Annotated in this window: 13 protein-coding genes; 4 read left to right on the forward strand and 9 right to left on the reverse strand. The window is 73.4% G+C overall.

Annotated elements, in window-relative coordinates; all coding sequences use genetic code 11:
* Positions 1 to 92 precede the first annotated feature (92 nt).
* Genes nudC through QSK15_RS13990 form a run of 4 tightly spaced genes read right to left on the reverse strand, consistent with a single transcriptional unit; the run spans position 93 to position 3,904 of the window.
* Complete coding sequence (nudC, locus tag QSK15_RS13975; protein WP_285794631.1) at positions 93 to 1,052, reverse strand: NAD(+) diphosphatase; 960 nt, start codon at positions 1,050 to 1,052, stop codon at positions 93 to 95.
* The gene (locus QSK15_RS13980) at positions 1,049 to 2,389 is read right to left on the reverse strand and encodes a M16 family metallopeptidase (protein WP_285794632.1); all 1,341 of its coding nucleotides are present in this window, start codon (positions 2,387 to 2,389) and stop codon (positions 1,049 to 1,051) included. Before QSK15_RS13980 ends, nudC begins: the two co-directional genes overlap by 4 nt.
* On the reverse strand, positions 2,386 to 3,696 hold the full coding sequence (locus QSK15_RS13985) for a M16 family metallopeptidase (protein ID WP_285794633.1): 1,311 nt from the start codon (positions 3,694 to 3,696) through the stop codon (positions 2,386 to 2,388). Before QSK15_RS13985 ends, QSK15_RS13980 begins: the two co-directional genes overlap by 4 nt.
* Positions 3,697 to 3,706: 10 nt before the next feature.
* A complete protein-coding gene (locus QSK15_RS13990; protein WP_285794634.1) occupies positions 3,707 to 3,904 on the reverse strand; it encodes a hypothetical protein in 198 nt (65 codons plus the stop codon).
* A 145-nt stretch (positions 3,905 to 4,049) separates the two neighbouring features.
* Here QSK15_RS13990 and QSK15_RS13995 point away from each other — a divergent pair, with 145 nt between their 5' ends.
* From QSK15_RS13995 to QSK15_RS14010, 4 genes are read left to right on the forward strand one after another with little or no spacing between them, the layout of a single operon-like run.
* Positions 4,050 to 5,114: an ABC transporter substrate-binding protein gene (locus tag QSK15_RS13995; RefSeq protein WP_285794635.1), complete on the forward strand. Its 1,065-nt coding sequence runs from the start codon at positions 4,050 to 4,052 to the stop codon at positions 5,112 to 5,114.
* Positions 5,111 to 5,890: an ABC transporter ATP-binding protein gene (locus QSK15_RS14000; RefSeq protein WP_285794636.1), complete on the forward strand. Its 780-nt coding sequence runs from the start codon at positions 5,111 to 5,113 to the stop codon at positions 5,888 to 5,890. Before QSK15_RS13995 ends, QSK15_RS14000 begins: the two co-directional genes overlap by 4 nt.
* Positions 5,880 to 6,764: an ABC transporter permease gene (locus tag QSK15_RS14005; RefSeq protein ID WP_285794637.1), complete on the forward strand. Its 885-nt coding sequence runs from the start codon at positions 5,880 to 5,882 to the stop codon at positions 6,762 to 6,764. Before QSK15_RS14000 ends, QSK15_RS14005 begins: the two co-directional genes overlap by 11 nt.
* A gap of 1 nt (position 6,765) precedes the next feature.
* Complete coding sequence (locus QSK15_RS14010) at positions 6,766 to 7,212, forward strand: RrF2 family transcriptional regulator (RefSeq protein ID WP_285794638.1); 447 nt, start codon at positions 6,766 to 6,768, stop codon at positions 7,210 to 7,212.
* Positions 7,213 to 7,306: 94 nt separating this feature from the next.
* Here QSK15_RS14010 and QSK15_RS14015 read toward each other — a convergent pair whose 3' ends face one another.
* From QSK15_RS14015 to QSK15_RS14035, 5 genes are all read right to left on the reverse strand, one after another.
* Positions 7,307 to 7,507, reverse strand: coding sequence for a hypothetical protein (locus QSK15_RS14015; protein ID WP_285794639.1), 201 nt, complete (start codon positions 7,505 to 7,507; stop codon positions 7,307 to 7,309).
* Positions 7,508 to 7,734: 227 nt separating this feature from the next.
* Entirely contained in the window at positions 7,735 to 9,048 is a 1,314-nt protein-coding gene (locus QSK15_RS14020; protein ID WP_285794640.1) for a DEAD/DEAH box helicase, read from the reverse strand.
* Positions 9,049 to 9,271: 223 nt separating this feature from the next.
* Positions 9,272 to 9,475 carry a transcription antiterminator/RNA stability regulator CspE gene (gene cspE, locus QSK15_RS14025; RefSeq protein ID WP_007464836.1) on the reverse strand — a complete coding sequence of 68 codons (204 nt, stop codon included), beginning with the start codon at positions 9,473 to 9,475 and terminating at the stop codon, positions 9,272 to 9,274.
* Between the two features lie 226 nt (positions 9,476 to 9,701).
* Positions 9,702 to 13,184 (reverse strand): ATP-dependent helicase, encoded by a 3,483-nt coding sequence (locus QSK15_RS14030; RefSeq protein ID WP_285794641.1) that lies wholly within the window; start codon positions 13,182 to 13,184, stop codon positions 9,702 to 9,704.
* Between the two features lie 27 nt (positions 13,185 to 13,211).
* On the reverse strand, positions 13,212 to 16,757 hold the full coding sequence (locus tag QSK15_RS14035) for an ATP-dependent helicase (RefSeq protein ID WP_285794642.1): 3,546 nt from the start codon (positions 16,755 to 16,757) through the stop codon (positions 13,212 to 13,214).
* Between the last annotated feature and the right edge of the window lie 47 nt (positions 16,758 to 16,804).

The following is a 16,804-nucleotide window of genomic DNA, read 5'->3' on the forward strand; positions in this document are numbered from 1 at the left end:
CCCGCCGCGTTACTCGCACCCACCGACCACGACGGCCCGTGTTCCCGGCCCGTGACCGTCGCGGCAACGGCGGCCACGGGCCGGGACCGTGCTCAGCGGTCGGCGTCCACCCAGCCGTCCAGCCACCGGTGAATGAGGAACAGCGCGATCGACGACGGCGGCGGCAGGATCAGTCGGGCCCCGTCGCCCACGTCCACCGTCTGCCCAGCCAACGCCGCCCCGATCTCCCGGCGGGAGAACCACCGGGCGTACGCGATCTCGGACGGGTCCACCCGCACCGGCTCCGTCGGGTTCGCGGTGGCAAGGAAGCCCAGCATCAGCGAGCCGGGGAACGGCCAGGCCTGGCTGCCCACGTACCCGATGCGCTCGACCCCGATGCCCACCTCCTCGCGGACCTCGCGCAACACGGCCGCCTCCGCCGACTCGCCCGGCTCGACGTAGCCGGCCAGACAGGAGTAGCGGCGACCACCGGGGGTGCCCTGCCAGCCAGCGTTGTTGCCGAGCAGGCAGCGGCCGTCCGGGCCGTCCACCCCGTCGTGAACGAGCACGATCATCGCCGGGTCGGTACGCGGCCAGATCCGCCCACCATTGCGGTCCACCCGGGACCAACCGGCCTCGTCCATCGCGGTCGGCGCCCCGGTGCTGGTCGAGTAACCGTGCCGGGTGTGCCAGTTGACGAGTGCCAGCGCGGTGGTGAAGATGCCGGCCTCCCGGTCGGCGAGCAGGTGACCCACCTCGCGGAGGTGGACCGCCCGGGTCCCCGGAATCGGCGGCAGCGGCGCGTCGACGGCGAAGACCGGCACCCCGTCCGGCTCCACCCCCAGGAACATCGCCGCCGCCTCGGAGCCGGCGGGCACGTCACCCGCTCCGAACAGCACCAACGTCGGAGGCGACGTCTCGGTGCGGGCCAGCGTCCGACCGTCGTCGGTCGAGTCGATCAGCAGCACCCGGGCCCGCAACCACGCCTCGGTCAGCCACTGCGAGTCGCCCCGCCGGTGCGCCGCCCGATCCAGCGTGGACCGCGCCAACGGCGGCGCCGCCTCCCCGCTCACGCCTGCCGCTCGGTGTGGACTGTGGTCAGCGCGGCCAGCCCCGGGGTGACCCGCTCCGCGTCGCCGAGCACCACGATCGCCGCCCGCGCCGGTGCCAGGTACCGGGCCGCCGCCTGCGCCACATCCTCGATGCTCGCCTTCGCCAACCGCGCCGCGTACTCGGCGAGGAACTCCAGGCGCAGACCGTTGCCCGCGTACGCGCTGGTCAACGCGGCCAACCCGGCCTGGGTGGACATGCCGAGCTGAAGGGTGCCCAGGGCGTACTGCCGGGCCTGCTCCAACTCCTCGGGTTTCGGTGGCAGCGACGCCAACCGGCCCAGCTCGTACGTCGTCTCCAGCAGCGCCGGACCGGTGACCTCGGTGGCCACGTCGGCGGCGGCGACCAGCACCGACCCGGCGACGGAATGCTCGATCGCCGAGTGCGGGCCGTACGTGTAGCCCTTGTCCTCGCGGATGTTCTCCACCCACCGGGAGGAGAAGTAGCCGCCGAAGATCAGGTTGGCCAGTTGCAGCGGGGCGTGGTCCGGGTCGGTGCGCGACACCGCCGGCAGCGCGATCCGCAGCGACGACTGCACCGAGCCCGGCCGGTCGACAAGCAGCAGCGGCCCCGGCTCCAGCGGCGGGGTCGCTGGCAGGTCGGCCGTACGCCCGGCACCCGACCAGCCGCCGAGTGCCCGCTCGGCGGCGTCCAGCGCCTTCTCCGGCTGCACGTCACCGACCAGCACCAACTGCGCGCCGGTCGGGTGGACCCGCTCCGAGTGCAGGGTGCGCAGGGCCGCCGGTCGGACGGCCCGGATCTGGTCGGGCTCGGGCGTCTGCGTCGCGTACGGGTGCCGGCCGTAGATCCGCTTGAGCAGCGCCTCCCGGGCCAGGTGCGCCGGTTGACTCTGCGCCACCTGGATCCGGTCGACCAGTCGGTCCCGTTCGGTGGCCACCTCGTCGCTGGGGTAGCTGGCGCCGGTCAGCACCTCGGCCAGCAGCTCCAGCATCCGGTCCAGACCGGTGACCAGGCCGGCGCCGGAGAGCATCAGCCGGTCCGGGTCGACGCCCGCGGAGAGCCCGCCGCCCACCTTCTGCAACTCGGCGGCGATCTGCACGCTGGTCATCGACCCGGTGCCGGAGAGCATGGTCTGCGAGAGCATCGCGCCGCGGGCCAGGTGCACCCGACCGAACGGCACCCAGAGCCGCAGTTCGACCAGGGGCACGGCGGGCCGGCGTACCGCGATCACGGTGAGCCCGTTGGGCAGCGTCCGCTCGGCCTGCTTGGGCACCTTGAGCTTCCGGGTCGGCCCCAACGGGGGCAGCGTGCGCGGCGCGGCGGCCACAGTCCCGGTCATCGGGCACCTCCGGGGATGACTTCGATGGCGGCCCGACGCTCGGGGCGCAGGGTGGCCGCGGCGGCCCGGACCTGCTCCTCGGTGACCTCGCCGACCAGCCGGGGCAACTCGTTGAGCAGGCCCGGCTCGCCACGTTGCTGCTCCAGCACGGCCATCCGCAGCGCCCGACCGAGCACCGCGTCGGTGTCCCGCAACAGGTGGGTCGCCATCCGGGCCTGGGTGCGAGCCAGCTCACCGTCGGTCAGCCCGTCGGTGGCCAGCCGGTCCAGCTCCTCGTCGACGGTGCGCAGCACCTTGTCCACGTCACCCCCGGGCGGCAGGTGCGCCTGCAACAGCAGCGCGGTGGGGTCGCGGACGTCGAACGGGTCGCCCATGAAACCGAGGTATCCGCCGAGGCTGGTCACCGTGCGGTCGCGCTGCACCAGCCGCTCGACCAGCCGCGACGCGTCGCCGTCGGTGAGCACCTCGGCCAGCACCACGTACGGCAGGTAGCCGGCGAAGTCGGTGACCGGGTCGGGCACGCGCCAGGCGCCGGCCACCGCCGGAAGCGGCGCCAAGGCGTCGGTGTACGAGGTGCGCCGCTCGGCGCTCAGGTCGGGCTCGGTGAAGTCGGGCCGTTGCGGTGCCAGCCGGGCCGGCACGTCACCGAAGTGCCGGCTGACCAGCTCGGTCGCCTCGGCCACGTCGATGTCGCCGCTGATGGCGAGCACGGCATTGCCGCTGGCGTAGTAGCGGCGGAAGAAGTCCGCTGCGTCGGCGACGGTCGCCGATTCCAGGTCGTCGAAGGAGCCGTAGCCGTCGTGGGCGTTGGGGAAGGTGTCGAACATGACCGGCGGCAGGGTCAGCCAGGGGAAACCGCCGTACGGCCGGTTGAGGACGTTGACCCGGATCTCTTCCTTGACCACATCGACCTGGTTGCGCAGGTTCTCCTCGGTCAGCCGGGGACCGCGCATCCGGTCCGCCTCCAGGAACAGCGCGCGTTCCAGCGCGTTGCTCGGCAGCGTCTCGAAGTAGTCGGTGTAGTCCAGGTGGGTGGAGCCGTTGAAGGTGCCGCCCGCACCCTGCACATGCCGGAAGTGAGCCAGCTTCTCCAGGTTTTCCGAGCCCTGGAACATCAGGTGCTCGAAGAGGTGGGCGAAGCCGGTGCGCCCTTCCGGCTCGGAACGGATGCCGACGTCGTAGACCACCGCCACCCCGATCACCGGGGCACTGCGATCGGGGGTGAGCACCACCCGCAGGCCGTTGTCGAGGGTGAACCGCTCGACCGGATACTTCGTCGCTGGAATTCTGGATCTCCGCGCCGCCACGGAGTTGACCCTAGCGCGTCGGCAGGGCGGCCACCCGCGACCTTCCCGGAGCCGCCGCGACGAGGGCGGTCACCAGGGGCAGCACCTCGTTGCCGACCCGTTCGGCCTCCCGGCGGTGCGACCGGGTCCAGCCTGCGAACCGGGCCTGGGCGGCGGCGATCCGCTCCGGGCTCATCCCGGTCAGCAGCCGGTCGTTCCCCGCCCACACTTCGCGGCTTATCCCAGCAAGCTGGTAGGAGATACCGACATAACCGAGACGCGCCGTCCCGCCATGTGGATGGGTCTTGACGCTGACCGCGGCCTGGCCCACTCTTCCTACCAACTAAGTAGGAATACTGCGGATTGGATGGACGATGAGACGGCTCCCCCTGCGCCGGTTGGTCACGCTGACCACCCTCGCCGCCCTCGGCGCGGCGACCCTGGGCAGCACCGCCGGGTGCGGCGACGACAGCGAGGGCGCGGGCGGCAGCTCCGGCCCGGTGACGCTGCGCCTCGGCTACTTCCCCAACATCACCCACGCGCCGGCGGTCGTCGGCGTGGAGAAGGGCATCTTCGCGGAGAAGCTCGGCACCGACGTCAAGCTGGACCCGAAGACCTTCAACGCCGGCCCGGCCGCCATCGAAGCGGTCTTCTCCGGCGCGCTGGACGCCACCTACATCGGTCCGAATCCGACGGTGAACGCCTTCTCCAAGTCCAAGGGCGAGGCTGTCCGGGTCATCTCCGGCGCGGCGTCCGGCGGCGTGGCGCTGGTGGTCAAGCCCGGCATCGCGGACGCGCAGGGCCTGAAGGGCAAGAAGATCGCCACCCCGCAGCTGGGCAACACCCAGGACGTGGCGATCCGGTACTGGCTCAAGCAGCAGGGCCTCACCACCACCAAGGAGGGTGGCGGCGACGTCAAGATCGTGCCGCAGGAGAACGCCCAGACCATCGAGACCTTCACCAGCGGCGCGATCGACGGGGCCTGGGTGCCCGAGCCGTTCGTCTCCCGCCTGGTCAACGCCGGCGGCAAGGTGCTGGTCGACGAGCGCGACCTGTGGCCGGACAAGAAGTTCGTCATCACCAACCTGCTGGTCAGCACGAAGTTCCTCAAGGCGCACCCGGACGTGGTGCAGAAGCTGGTCGACGGTCAGGTGGCCGCCAACGAGTTCGTCAACACCAAGCCGGACGAGGCGCAGCAGGCCATCTCGGACGCGCTCGGCAAGATCACCGGCAAGCCGCTGGACCTGAAGCTGATCAAGCAGGCGTGGCCGACGTTGGAGTTCACCAACGACCCGATCCCGTCCTCCCTGAAGGCCGGGCTCGACCACGCCGTCGATGTCGGCCTGACCGAGCCGGTGGACCTCAATGGCCTGTACGACCTGACGTACCTCAACAACGCGCTCAAGGCCGCCGGCAAGCCCGAGGTCGTCCAGCCATGACGTCGACCACGACGACGCCGCAGAGCGCGACCACCGCGGTCGCGCTCTCCGGCGTGACCAAGGTGTACGGACGCGGGGCGAGCGCCGTCCTGGCCCTGGACGGCGTGTCGCTGGACGTCGCGCCCGGCGAGTTCGTCTGTCTGGTCGGCGCGTCCGGCTGCGGCAAGAGCACCCTGCTCAACCTGGTGGCCGGGCTGGACCGGGTCAGCGGTGGCCAGATCACCCTGGCCGGCGACGTCAACCCGGGCCTGATGTTCCAGGAACCGGCGCTCTTTCCCTGGCTGACCGTCGACGCCAACGTGGAGGTCCCCCTCAAGCTGCGCCGGCTCCCCCGGGCCCAACGCCGCGAGCGGGTCGCCGAGTTGCTGCGGACGGTGCACCTGGCCGACTTCGGCCGCAAGCGCCCGCACGAGCTCTCCGGCGGGATGCGACAGCGGGTCGCGCTGGCCCGCACGTTGGCTCTGGACACCCCGGTGCTGCTGATGGACGAGCCGTTCGGCGCGCTGGACGCGATGACCCGGGACATCCTGCACGACGAGCTGGAACGGATCTGGTCCGAGCGCCAGCTCTCGGTGCTCTTCGTGACGCACAACGTCCGCGAGGCGGCCCGGCTGGCCGACCGGATCATCCTGCTCTCCAGCCGACCCGGCCGGATCATCTACTCCACCGAGGTGACCATCCCGCGCCCCCGTCGGATCGACTCCCCGGAGGTCGCGGCCGTCGCCGCCGAGGTCACCGAGCGGCTCCGTACGGAGGTGGGCCGCCATGGCCAGTGACACCCTCACCAGTTCGGCGCGTACCGACGCCGAGATCACCGGCCTGGACGCGCTGGAGATCGCCGGCCGGGACAAGGAGGTCTCCCGGGGCGCCCGCCTCTGGGCGGCCACCTGGCCCAAGCTCGCCGCGCTGACCATCGCCATAGCCGCCTGGCAGATCGTGGTCTGGACGGGCTGGAAGCCGCCGTACTCGCTGCCCGGCCCGCTGGAGGTCGGGCGCGAGCTGCTGGCCCAGGCGCAGGGCCCGCAGCTCTGGGACGGCCTGGTCACCACGTTGCGCCGGGCCGCCCTCGGGTACGTCTTCTCGGTCGCGGTCGGTCTGCTGCTCGGCCTCGCGGTGGCCCGGTCCACTGTGCTGCGCGCCGCCCTCGGCTCGATGATCACCGCGTTGCAGACCATGCCGTCGATCGCCTGGTTCCCGCTGGCCATCCTGCTCTTCGAGCTGAGCGAGAAGGCGATCTTCTTCGTGGTGGTGCTCGGTGCGGCCCCGTCCATCGCCAACGGGGTGATCTCCGGCGTGGACTACGTGCCGCCGCTGCTGCTACGCGCCGGCCGCAATCTGGGCGCCCGTGGGCTCAACCTCTACCGGTACGTCATCGCCCCGGCCGCCCTGCCGGCGATCGTCGCCGGGCTCAAGCAGGGCTGGGCGTTCTCCTGGCGCAGCCTGATGGCCGGTGAGCTGCTCGTGGTCGGCATCTCGCAGACCTCACTCGGCGCCCAACTCACCTACTCCCGCGAACTGTCCGACGCGCCCTGGCTGCTCTCCACGATGATCGTCATCCTGGTCCTCGGTCTGGTCGTGGACGCCGCGTTCGGCGCTGCGGACAAGGCGATCCGGCGCCGCTGGGGCGTACTGGACCAGGCTGGTCAGTGACGTGTTCGTCTCCGCGCGCAGCGACTACGCGCTCCGGGCGATGCTCGCCGTCGCCGCCGCCGGTGGTGGCGACGGCGACAGTGCCGGCGAGTTGGTCAAGGCCGCCAGCCTGGCCGAGGTGCAGGGCATCCCGCTCAGCTTCCTGCAGGGCATCCTGCTCGACCTGCGCCGGGCCGGTCTGCTGCACAGCCACCGCGGTGCCGACGGCGGGTACGCGCTGACCCGCCCGCCCCACGAGATCACCGTCGGAGACGTGCTGCGCGCGGTCGGCGGCTCGCTCACCACGGTGCGCGGTCTGCCGGCCGAGCGCGCCGGCTATCACGGAGTGGCCGCGGGGCTCACCGACGTCTGGCTGGCGGTGCACGGGGCGATCGCCACCGTGGTCGACAGCACCACCCTCGCCAACCTGCTCACCCACGCCCCCACGACGTCTGAGCGGCGACGGTGATGTGGTCGGGCCGGTGCCCCGCCGACCCGACCACACCTCGCACCGATCCTGACCGGGCCTGCCCCTCCGCCGGCACCGGTAGGCCGGTCGCTGCTCAGCCCACGTGTGCGTCCGACGGGCCGGAGCCCGGGCCGCCAGGACTGTGCAGCTCCACCAGACCGGCGGGAGCATTGCCCGCCGGGGTGGCATGCCAGGGCGCGAAGGCCGCGACCATGGCGAGCAACAACCCGGCGAACGCGACCGCGACCACCAGGATCAGTTCACGCAGTGCGCCCGAGCCGGCTTCGCCCGCCATGGTCACCCCTCCCGTGTCGGGCCCCCCGCCCGACTTCCCCCGTCCGTCAGCCTCGACCACTGCCGGCCAGGGCGCAGTCGGCCAGCCGACCCAGCGGAGGCTGATTACCGACTCAGCCGAACGGGTCACCGCGCCGTCATCACGAGGCGGCCGGACGGCGGGCGACGCGCGGGAACGACACCGACCCGCCCAGCCGAAGCGGGACGGGTCGGTCGACGCGCAGAAGATCAGACGGTACGGGGGCGACGCGGGCGACGGGAGCGCCCCGACGCGCGGTGCGCCGGCCGGGCGCCGCCGTCGGAGGCCGAGCCACCGGAGGTACGCGTGCGAGAGGCGGGCGCCGGCGGGGCGACGATGGTCACCGGCACACCGGACGGCTCACGGGCACCGGTCACCCGGGCCAACGCCGCGTCACCGGCGCGCACCTGGACCGACTCGGGTCGGATGCCGGCGGTGGCCATCAGCCGGGACACGTCCCGGCGCTGCTCCGGCAGGACCAGGGTGACCACGGAACCGGACTCGCCGGCCCGGGCGGTACGGCCGCCCCGGTGCAGGTAGTCCTTCGCCTCGGTCGGCGGGTCCACGTTGACCACCATGTCCAGGCCATCCACGTGGATGCCACGGGCCGCCACGTCGGTGGCGACCAGGGCGGTCACCTGACCGTTGCGGAACTGCTCCAGGATGCGGGTGCGCTGCGGCTGGGACTTGCCGCCGTGCAGCGCGGCAGCGCGTACGCCCTTGGAGAGCAGTTGACGGGCCAGCCGGTCGGCGCGGTGCTTGGTGCCCATGAACAGGATGGTGCGCCCCTCACGGGCGGCGATCCGGGTCAACGCGTCGGGCTTGTCAGCGGCGTCGACGTGCAACACGTGGTGGGTCATCGCGGTGACAGTCGCGGTGCCCGGGTCCACCGAGTGGGTGACCGGGTTGCTCAGGAAGCGGCGGACCAACCGGTCCACGCCGCCGTCCAGGGTCGCGGAGAAGAGCATCCGCTGCCCCTGCGGCGCGACCTGCTCCAGCAGCTTGGTGACCTGCGGCAGGAAACCCATGTCGGCCATCTGGTCGGCCTCGTCGAGCACGGTGATCTCGACCTGGTCGAGCCGGGCGTCGCCACGGTTGATCAGGTCGTGCAGCCGGCCAGGGGTGGCGACGACCACCTCGGCGCCGGCGCGCAGCGCGTCCGCCTGCCGCTGCAGCGACAGCCCGCCGACGACGGTGGCGCAGCGCAACCCGAGCGCGCGGGCGTACGGGGCCAGCGCGGTGGTGACCTGCTGGGCCAGCTCACGGGTCGGCACCAGCACCAGGGCCAGCGGACGACCCGGCCGGGCCTTACGGCCGGCGGTACGCGACAGCAGCGGAAGCCCGAAGGCGAGGGTCTTGCCGGAGCCGGTACGACCCCGGCCCAGCACGTCCCGGCCGGCGAGCGAGTCGGGCAGCGTCGCCGACTGGATCGGGAACGGCTCGGTGATGCCCTGCGCGGTCAGCGCGCTGAGCAGCGCCGGCGCCAGACCGGTATGGGCGAACGAGGGAACAACTGTGGTCATGCGGAAGCCTTCCTCGACGCGGCACGTGTCGAGGGAGGGCGCCGAAGTCGGCGCTGTCACCAGCGGAAAGAGACCGCCAGGACTCACAAGCACGAACCGATTTGGAGTACAGGCCGGCCCGCCGCCGGGCCGCCGCCTGCGTGAGCAGGCGGCGGCGGGGCGGGCCGGTCCCGTCACCGTCACACCCGGAGGGCGCGACAGGTAATGCTGACCGATCCGAAGATCAGAGCGGGCGGATGTTCTCCGCCTGCGGGCCCTTCTGGCCCTGGGTCACCTCGAACTCGACCCGCTGGTTCTCGTCCAGGCTCCGGTAGCCGGAGGACTGGATCGCCGAGAAGTGGGCGAAGACGTCAGCGCCGCCGCCGTCCGGGGTGATGAAGCCGAAGCCCTTGTCAGCGTTGAACCACTTCACGGTGCCAATAGCCATGTGTTTCGTCTCCTTGACGGAACGTCGGACACGCACTTGTTGCGTGCCCGAAGAGGAGCGCTCCGCGCGGGGATGCGCGAATCGCCTGTCGCTTCTGGTCGCCCCGCCCGGAGAACTCCGGACACAACAAAGAGCGCCTGGGGCCACAATCCCGCCAGGCGCACACAGAGTCTCTGGTAACCAAAACTGCAACCCGGTCAACCTACCACGGTTTTCCCCGCAGTGGTCAATGTTGGGCAGAATCCTCGGGCAACTGGGCGATCATGGCCGTGAGGCCCGCCACATCCAGCAGGTCGGCGGGCCGTACGGTCACCCCGTGCCGGACGTAGTGGAACGCCGCGCCCACCCGCTCGACCGGCACACCGGCCAGCTCCGCCCAGGCCAACCGGTACACGGCCAGCTGCACGGCGGCCACCTCCGCCGCCGGCCCGGTGGGCTGCGCGCCGGTCTTCCAGTCGACAACGTCGAACCGGCCACCCGGCCGGGCGAAAACCGCGTCCATCCGGCCCCGTACCACCACCCCGGCGATCACCGTGGCGAACGGCACCTCCACCTCCACCGGTGACCGATCGGCCCACTCGCTGGCCAGGAACCGCTCCTGAAGCTCGACAAGCGCCTCGTCGGGTGCGGCATCGGCGTCGGCAGCGCCGGGCAGCTCGTCCAGGTCCAACAAGCGGTCCGCGCCGAAGCGCTGCTCCAACCAGGCGTGGAAGGCGGTGCCCCGACGCGCGTACGGGTTGGGTTCGGTCGGCACCGGCCGGCGCAGCGTACGGGCCAACGCCGCCGGATCGCGCCGCAACGCGACGAGCTGGGTGACGCTCAGCGCCCCGGGCAGCTCCACCTCGACCGCACCGGAGAGCCGGGTCAGCTCGGCGCGCTCGGCCAGCAACAGGTCCGCCTCGCGCTGCCAGCGCGCCACCTCCGGATCCACCTCCGGCTCGGCCTCCGACCCGGTCGGCGTCACCGGCCCGGCGGGCACTGCGCCGGCCGGCGTCACTGACCCGGCGGGCATCGAGCCACTCGATCCGACCGGCCCGGGCAGCACCGGCCCGACCGGTCCCGGGAGCGCCGCCGCCGGACCGTCGGCCATCAGGCGACGCACCAGCCCGGCCGCCTCGGCCAGCGCCGGCCGGCGACCACCCAACGGGTCGGCCGGCCACTCCGCGCGGAGCACCACCTCGGCCGTGGGGTTCGTCGCGTCCGGGGTCGGCTCCGGTGCCCACACGTCGATCAGGTGCCCCGGCCCACCGTCGAGGCAGGCGTCGTACACCTCACGCAGGAAGACCGACGGACCTCGCGGTCGCTTCGTACCCTCCCCCCACCAGTAACCCGAGCAGAGCAGCAGCCGGCGCGGCCGGGTCACCGCCACGTACGTCAGCCGCCGTTCCTCCCGCTCGTCGTGGGCCCGCCACGCGTCGGTGAAGTCGGTCACCGCCCGCGCCACGGCCCGCTGGTCGCCCGCCTCGTCGAGCGCCAACTCGGGCAGCCCGTCGGCGTCACCGCGCAGCGGGAACGGCAGCACACCCAGCCCGCCCAACCAGTGGTCGGAGTTGCGGACCGGCCCCGGCCACAGCCCGCGACTGAGCCCGGCCACCGCCACCACGTCCCACTCCAGACCCTTGGCGGCGTGTGCGGTGACCACCTGCACCGCGCCCTCCACCACCTCGACCTCGCCCGGTGCCAGACCACGCTCCTCGTCCTCGGCGGCGGCCAGATAGGACAGGAAGCCGGACAGGGTGGCGCCCGGCGTCTCCCCGCTGAACCGGGCCGCCACGTCGCCGAGCGCGTCCAGGTGCCCCCGGGCCAGGCCCGCGTCGCCGGCGCCGTCACGGCCGGCCCGCACCGCGACCTCCACGTCCAGGCCGATGGTCCGCTCGATGTCCGCGATCAGGTCCGGCAGCGCCTGGTCCAGTCGGTAACGCAGCAGCGCCAACTCCCGGCCGTACGCGCGCAGCCGCGCGAAACCCTCCGCCGAGTACGCCTGCGCCGGCCCGAGGTCGGCCAGCGCCTCCACCAGAGTCGCCTCGTCCAACAGGTCGGGGCTGATCTCCGCGCCGTCGTCGGCGGCCACCTGCCGTCGGGCCTTCGCGATGGCCCGGGCCCGCCGGTGCAGCGCCACCAGGTCACGCGGCCCGATCCGCCAACGGGCACCGGTGAGCAGCCGCAACAGCGCGGCCCCGTCGGTCGGGTCGGCCAGCACCCGCAACGTGCAGACCACGTCGCGCACCTCGGGGGTGTCCAGCAGGCCGCCCAGCCCCACCACCTCGACCGGCAGACCACGCTCGCGCAGCGCCGACTCGATCGCCGGGATCTGGCTGCGTACCCGAACCAGCACGGCGGTCGTCGGGCGCCGCGCCACCGGGATGTGCTCCGGGGCCACGCCCGGCGTCCCGGCCGCCCCACGCCACGCGGCCAGCACGCTGTCGGCAATCCAGTCAGCCTCGTCGGCGTACGTGGGCAGCATCGCGCAGTGCACGGTGCCCCCGGCCGCACCGCCGGGGCTGCGGTGCGGGATCGGGTCCCGGACGGTCAACGCCGAGCGCAGCTCCGGCACCCGGGCACCCGCCGCCCGCAGCGGGGTGGAGAGCGCGTTCGCCACCCGGAGGATCTCCGGGCGGTTGCGCCAACTCGTGGTGAGCCCCAGCGCCGGGGCCGGCTCACCATCGGCGCGGGCGAACTCGGTCGGGAACCGGTCCAGGGTGCCCGCGCTGGCCCCCCGCCAGCCGTAGATCGACTGGCACGGGTCACCCACCGCGGTCACCGGGTGCCCCCCACCGAACAGCGCGTTGAGCAACACCACCTGGGCGTGGCTGGTGTCCTGGTACTCGTCGAGCAACACCACCCGGAACCGGTCCCGCTCGATCGCGCCGACCGCCGGATGGCCCCGTGCCACCCGCGCCGCCCGGGCGAGCTGGTCGGCGAAGTCCATCGCCTCGAAGTCCACCTTGCGCCGGGCGTACGCCCGCACCAACGGCAGCAGCCGCAACCGGGTCTGCTGCAGGGTGAGCGCCTTGCGCACGTCGGCGTACACCCGACCCGGCCGGGACTGCACCTCGGCGAAGAACCGGCCGGTCCAGGCCGCCAACTCGTCCGGCGCGACCAGGTGCTCGTCCAACTCCCCGGCGAGCGCCAACACCGCGTCGGTGATGGTGCTCGGCATCCGGTCCACCTCGGACATGTCGCCGTCGTAGTTGCGCACCAGCAGGTCCACCAACTGCCAGCGGGACGCTTCGGTGAGCAGCCGGGTGGACGGCTCGTAGCCGGCCCGCAACCCGTGCTCGGTGACGATCCGTCCCGCGTACGAGTGGTAGGTGGAGACGGTGGGTTCACCGGCGAGCGGATCGTCCAACGGGTCCCGCCCCTGCCGGCCGACGCGGCGGATCAGCTGGTCGAGCCGGGTCCGTACCCGATGGGCCAACTCGCCGGCCGCCTTGCGGGTGAAGGTCAACCCGAGGATCTGCTCCGGCCGCACGTACGAGTTGGCCACCAGCCAGACCACCCGCGCGGCCATCGTCTCGGTCTTGCCCGACCCGGCACCGGCGACCACCAGCAGCGGCTCCACCGGGGCGGCGATGATCGCGGCCTGCTCCCGGGTCGGCGCCGGCAACCGCAGCAGCTTGGCCAGCTCCACCGGCGTGTACCGAGGGCCGGAGTCCGCGAGCCGGGGCGTCGGCGCGGGGCCCGCGCCGAACAGGGTGGGCTGACTCACGGTGTCGTCACAGGCTGCAACACCGGCTCACTCCTCGCCCTCACTGGTGCGTCGGACGGTGGGCGGCTCGACGACCTGGCGCCCCTGCCCGGAGACCGGGCAGCTGGTGCGCACCGGGCAGACCCGGCACTTCGAGTTGGCCACCGCCGCGAACGTGGCGGCTGCCATCGTATCGGCGGTTCGCCGGACCAGCGCGGTCGCCCAACCGGCCGCCGGCCCCTCGCTGGCCGCCGGTTGGTTCTGCTCTTTGGCGTCCTTGGCGGTGGTCCCCAGCTGCACCAGCGCAGCACCCCCGGACTCGTCACCGAACTCGGCGAACGCCCCCGCCTCCACCGCCGCCTGGTAGGCGCCAAGCTGTGGGTGCTCCGCCAGGTCGGCGCCGGTGACAGCGGTGGACTTGCCGGTCTTCAGGTCGATCACCACCAGCCGCCCGGCCTCGTCGACCTCCAGCCGGTCGACCCGACCGGTCAGCTCGACGGGCCGGTGGGGATCGTCCAGGCGGACGGCGAACTCGTGCTCGATGGCGAGCAGCCGCCGCGGGTTGGTGGCCAGCCAGCGCAGCAGCTTGTCGACCATCGACTCGGCGCGTTCCCGCTCCGGCCCGGCCATCCACCGGGCCGCCAGCTCGATCGCGTCGAACCGGGCGGCCACGTAGTCGAGCAGCGCGCCCCGGTCGGCACTGGCGTCCTCGGCGAGCATCGCGGCGGCGTGCACCAGGTTGCCCACCCCCTGCGCGGTGCTGGTCGGCCCGCTGCCGCCGTGCCGTTCCAACAGCCACCGCAGGCTGCACCGCAGCGCGCTCTCCATGGCCGACGGGGTGACCCGCACCGGGTCGCCGTCGTCGACGAGCGGCCGGTCGTCGGAGAGCGCCCGCAACCCCCACCAGTCGTCGGGGTGCGCGCCGGGCACTCCGGCGGCGGCGAGCCGGGCCAGTTCGGCCGCCGCGGCGCGCCGCCGGGTCGCCGGGGCAGCCGGGTCGGTGATGGCGGTACGGAGTTCCGCTACCAACGCCGGCAGGGTGAGCGCCCGGGGTGGACGGGTCACCGGCAGCGCCCCCGGATGGTCCGGCTCCTCGTCGCCGGTCTCGCCCGCGGTGGTGCCACCGGAGGACGGCCCGGTACGCGGACCGGGCGGCGGGCCCGGCGCTGTCGGCGGGGTGCCGGGCGGCGGGGTGCCGGGCGGCGGGGTGTTCGGGATCAGCTCGTGCAGGAACCGGCTCGGCTGCTCCTCGTGATCGTCACCGCCGACGGCGGCCGACGCCACCGCGCTGACCAGCAACCGGTGCCGGGCCCGGCTCACGGCGACGTGGAAGAGCCGACGCTCCTCGTCCAGCAACGCCGAGGTCTGACCCACCACGTTCGCCGCTCTCGCGCCGTCGACCGACCGGCCAGCCAACACGTCGACCAGCCGCTCGGAGCCGAGCAGGCTGCCGCGCAGCCGCAGGTCCGGCCAGATGCCCTCCTGTACGCCGGCCACCGCGACCAGGTCCCATTCCAGGCCCTTCGCCGCGTGCGCGGTGAGCAGGCGTACCGCCGCACCCCGGTCGGCGGTCGGCGCGATGGTGTCGGCCGGCAGATCCTGGGCGAGCACGTGATCGAGGAACACCTCGGTACGGGCCCCGGGCAGCCGGTCGGTGAACCGGGCCGCCGCGTCGAAGAGGACCAGCACGGCGTCCAGGTCACGGTCGGCCGCCTCGGCCCGCCGTCGCCGGGCCAGGTCACCCTCGCCGGCCTCCGGGGGGCCCTGGTTGATCGCGCCGGCCCAGCGTTCGGCGAGACCACTGGCGTGCCAGACGGCCCAGAGCACGTCCTCGGCTGTCGAACCCGGCCGATCGGCGGCCTCGCGTGCGATGGCCAACAGCCCGGCCACCGCCTGCACCGGTTCCGCCCAGCGACGGTCGATGCCGGCCAACTCCTCCGGATCGCGTAACGCCTCGACGATCAGCTCACCGGAGGGGCGTCGGTCACCGGCAGCCAGCGCGAGCGCCCGCAGGCCCTGCCGCAGTCGCCGCTCGGCCAGCGGGTCCGCCCCACCCAGCGGCGAGTGCAGCAGCGCGACCGCCGACTCCTCGTCGAGGCGTTCCGGCTCCAGTGCGCAGCGCAGCAGGAGCAGCAGCGGCGCTACCGCCGGTTGCAGGTGCAGGGGCAGGTCCTCGCCGTGCACCACTGTGGGCACCCCGGCCGCGTGCAACGCCCGTCGCAGGGTGGGCAGCTGCAACGCGGTGGACCGCACCAGCACCGCCATCCGGGACCAGGGCACGCCGTCGAGCAGGTGCGCCGAGCGCAGCGCGTGGGCCAACCAGGCGGCCTCGCTGGTCGCCGAGCGGAACGTGTGCACCTCGACCACACCGGGCGGCGCGTCCGGCAGCGGGTGCAGCCGACGGTGCGCGGCCGGACCCCGCAACCGGCGACCCAGCCGGGCGATCGCCGCGAGCAGACCCGGCCCGGCCCGGTACGACGTGGACAGCAGCACCTGCGCGGCGGGCGCACCGGAGGCCGTCCGGAAGCGGTGCGTGAACGTCGTCACCCCGGCCGGGTCGGCGCCCCGGAAGGCGTACGTGGACGAGTCGGGGTCGGCGAACGCGACAAGCGACTTGCCGCCGCCCGCGATGACCGAGAGCAGCTCCAGTTGGGCGGGGTCGGTGTCGGCCAACTCGTCGAGGTAGACGTGGGCGAGCCGGCGACGCTCGGCGGCCAGCAACTCGTCGTCGTCGCGCAGCAGCCCGGTGGCCGCCCGGACCAGCTCCGCCGGGTCGTACGCGATGGAGCCGCGGTTGCTGACGTCGCGCAGCGCGAGCACTGCCACGTACTCCCGCAGGAAGCGGGCGGCAGCGGGCCAGTCGGCGCGGCCGAGCTTCTCACCCAGCCGGGCCAGGTCGGCCGAGCCGACCCCGCGTTCGGCGGCGCGCATCAGCAGGTCACGCAGTTGGCCGGCGAACGCCCTGGTCCGCAGGGCGGGGCGCAGGTCGGTCGGCCAGCCGACCGGGTCGTCCTCGGGCTCCTCGCCCACCACGTCCAGCAGCTCACGGATGATCAGATCCTGCTCGGGGCCGGTGAGCAGCCGGGGCGACGGTTCGCCCCGCTCGGCGGCGGCGCGGCGGAGCAACCCGAAGGCGTACGCCGGGAAGGTGCGCACCAGTGGCTCGCGCAGCACCCGGTGGCCGTCCTGCGCGATGCGGGCCTCGATGCGCTGCCGCAGTGCGGCGGCGCCTCGGCGGCCGAAGGTCAGCACGAGGATCCGTTCGGGGTCGACCCCGTCGGCCACCCGGGCGGCGACCGCCTCGACCAGCGTGCTGGTCTTGCCGGTGCCCGGGCCACCGAGGACGAGCATCGGCCCGTCGGTGTGCCCGACCACCTCGGCCTGCACCGGATCGGCCCGCCAGCCGCCGCCGACCGCCACCCCAGACCCGATCGAACGCTCGGCCCCACCAACGCCTACGGGCCCATCGGAGCGCGCGGACCCACCCGCCGCCCCGACACCGCCGCCGCTGGCAGGCACGGAAGCGCCGTCAGGCGTCGCCCCGTCCCCCCGCGCCGGCCCACCGGGCCGCCGCACCAACCGGTACGCCTGCATCAGCTCATCCCATCAGACCCATCCGACACCAACCCACCCCCACCCCA

Origin of the sequence: Micromonospora sp. NBRC 107095 (genome assembly GCF_030269705.1) — a bacterium.
In the GTDB taxonomy this organism is placed as follows: domain Bacteria; phylum Actinomycetota; class Actinomycetes; order Mycobacteriales; family Micromonosporaceae; genus Micromonospora; species Micromonospora parva.

Excerpts from the sequence above, each read along its gene's own strand:
- QSK15_RS13980 (WP_285794632.1), bottom strand. The coding sequence starts at position 2,389 with ATGACCGGGACTGTGGCCGCCGCGCCGCGCACGCTGCCCCCGTTGGGG.
- QSK15_RS13995 (WP_285794635.1), top strand. The coding sequence starts at position 4,050 with ATGAGACGGCTCCCCCTGCGCCGGTTGGTCACGCTGACCACCCTCGCC.
- QSK15_RS14000 (WP_285794636.1), top strand. The coding sequence starts at position 5,111 with ATGACGTCGACCACGACGACGCCGCAGAGCGCGACCACCGCGGTCGCG.
- QSK15_RS14005 (WP_285794637.1), top strand. The coding sequence starts at position 5,880 with ATGGCCAGTGACACCCTCACCAGTTCGGCGCGTACCGACGCCGAGATC.
- QSK15_RS14015 (WP_285794639.1), bottom strand. The coding sequence starts at position 7,507 with ATGGCGGGCGAAGCCGGCTCGGGCGCACTGCGTGAACTGATCCTGGTG.
- QSK15_RS14020 (WP_285794640.1), bottom strand. The coding sequence starts at position 9,048 with ATGACCACAGTTGTTCCCTCGTTCGCCCATACCGGTCTGGCGCCGGCG.
- cspE (WP_007464836.1), bottom strand. The coding sequence starts at position 9,475 with ATGGCTATTGGCACCGTGAAGTGGTTCAACGCTGACAAGGGCTTCGGC.
- QSK15_RS14035 (WP_285794642.1), bottom strand. The coding sequence starts at position 16,757 with ATGCAGGCGTACCGGTTGGTGCGGCGGCCCGGTGGGCCGGCGCGGGGG.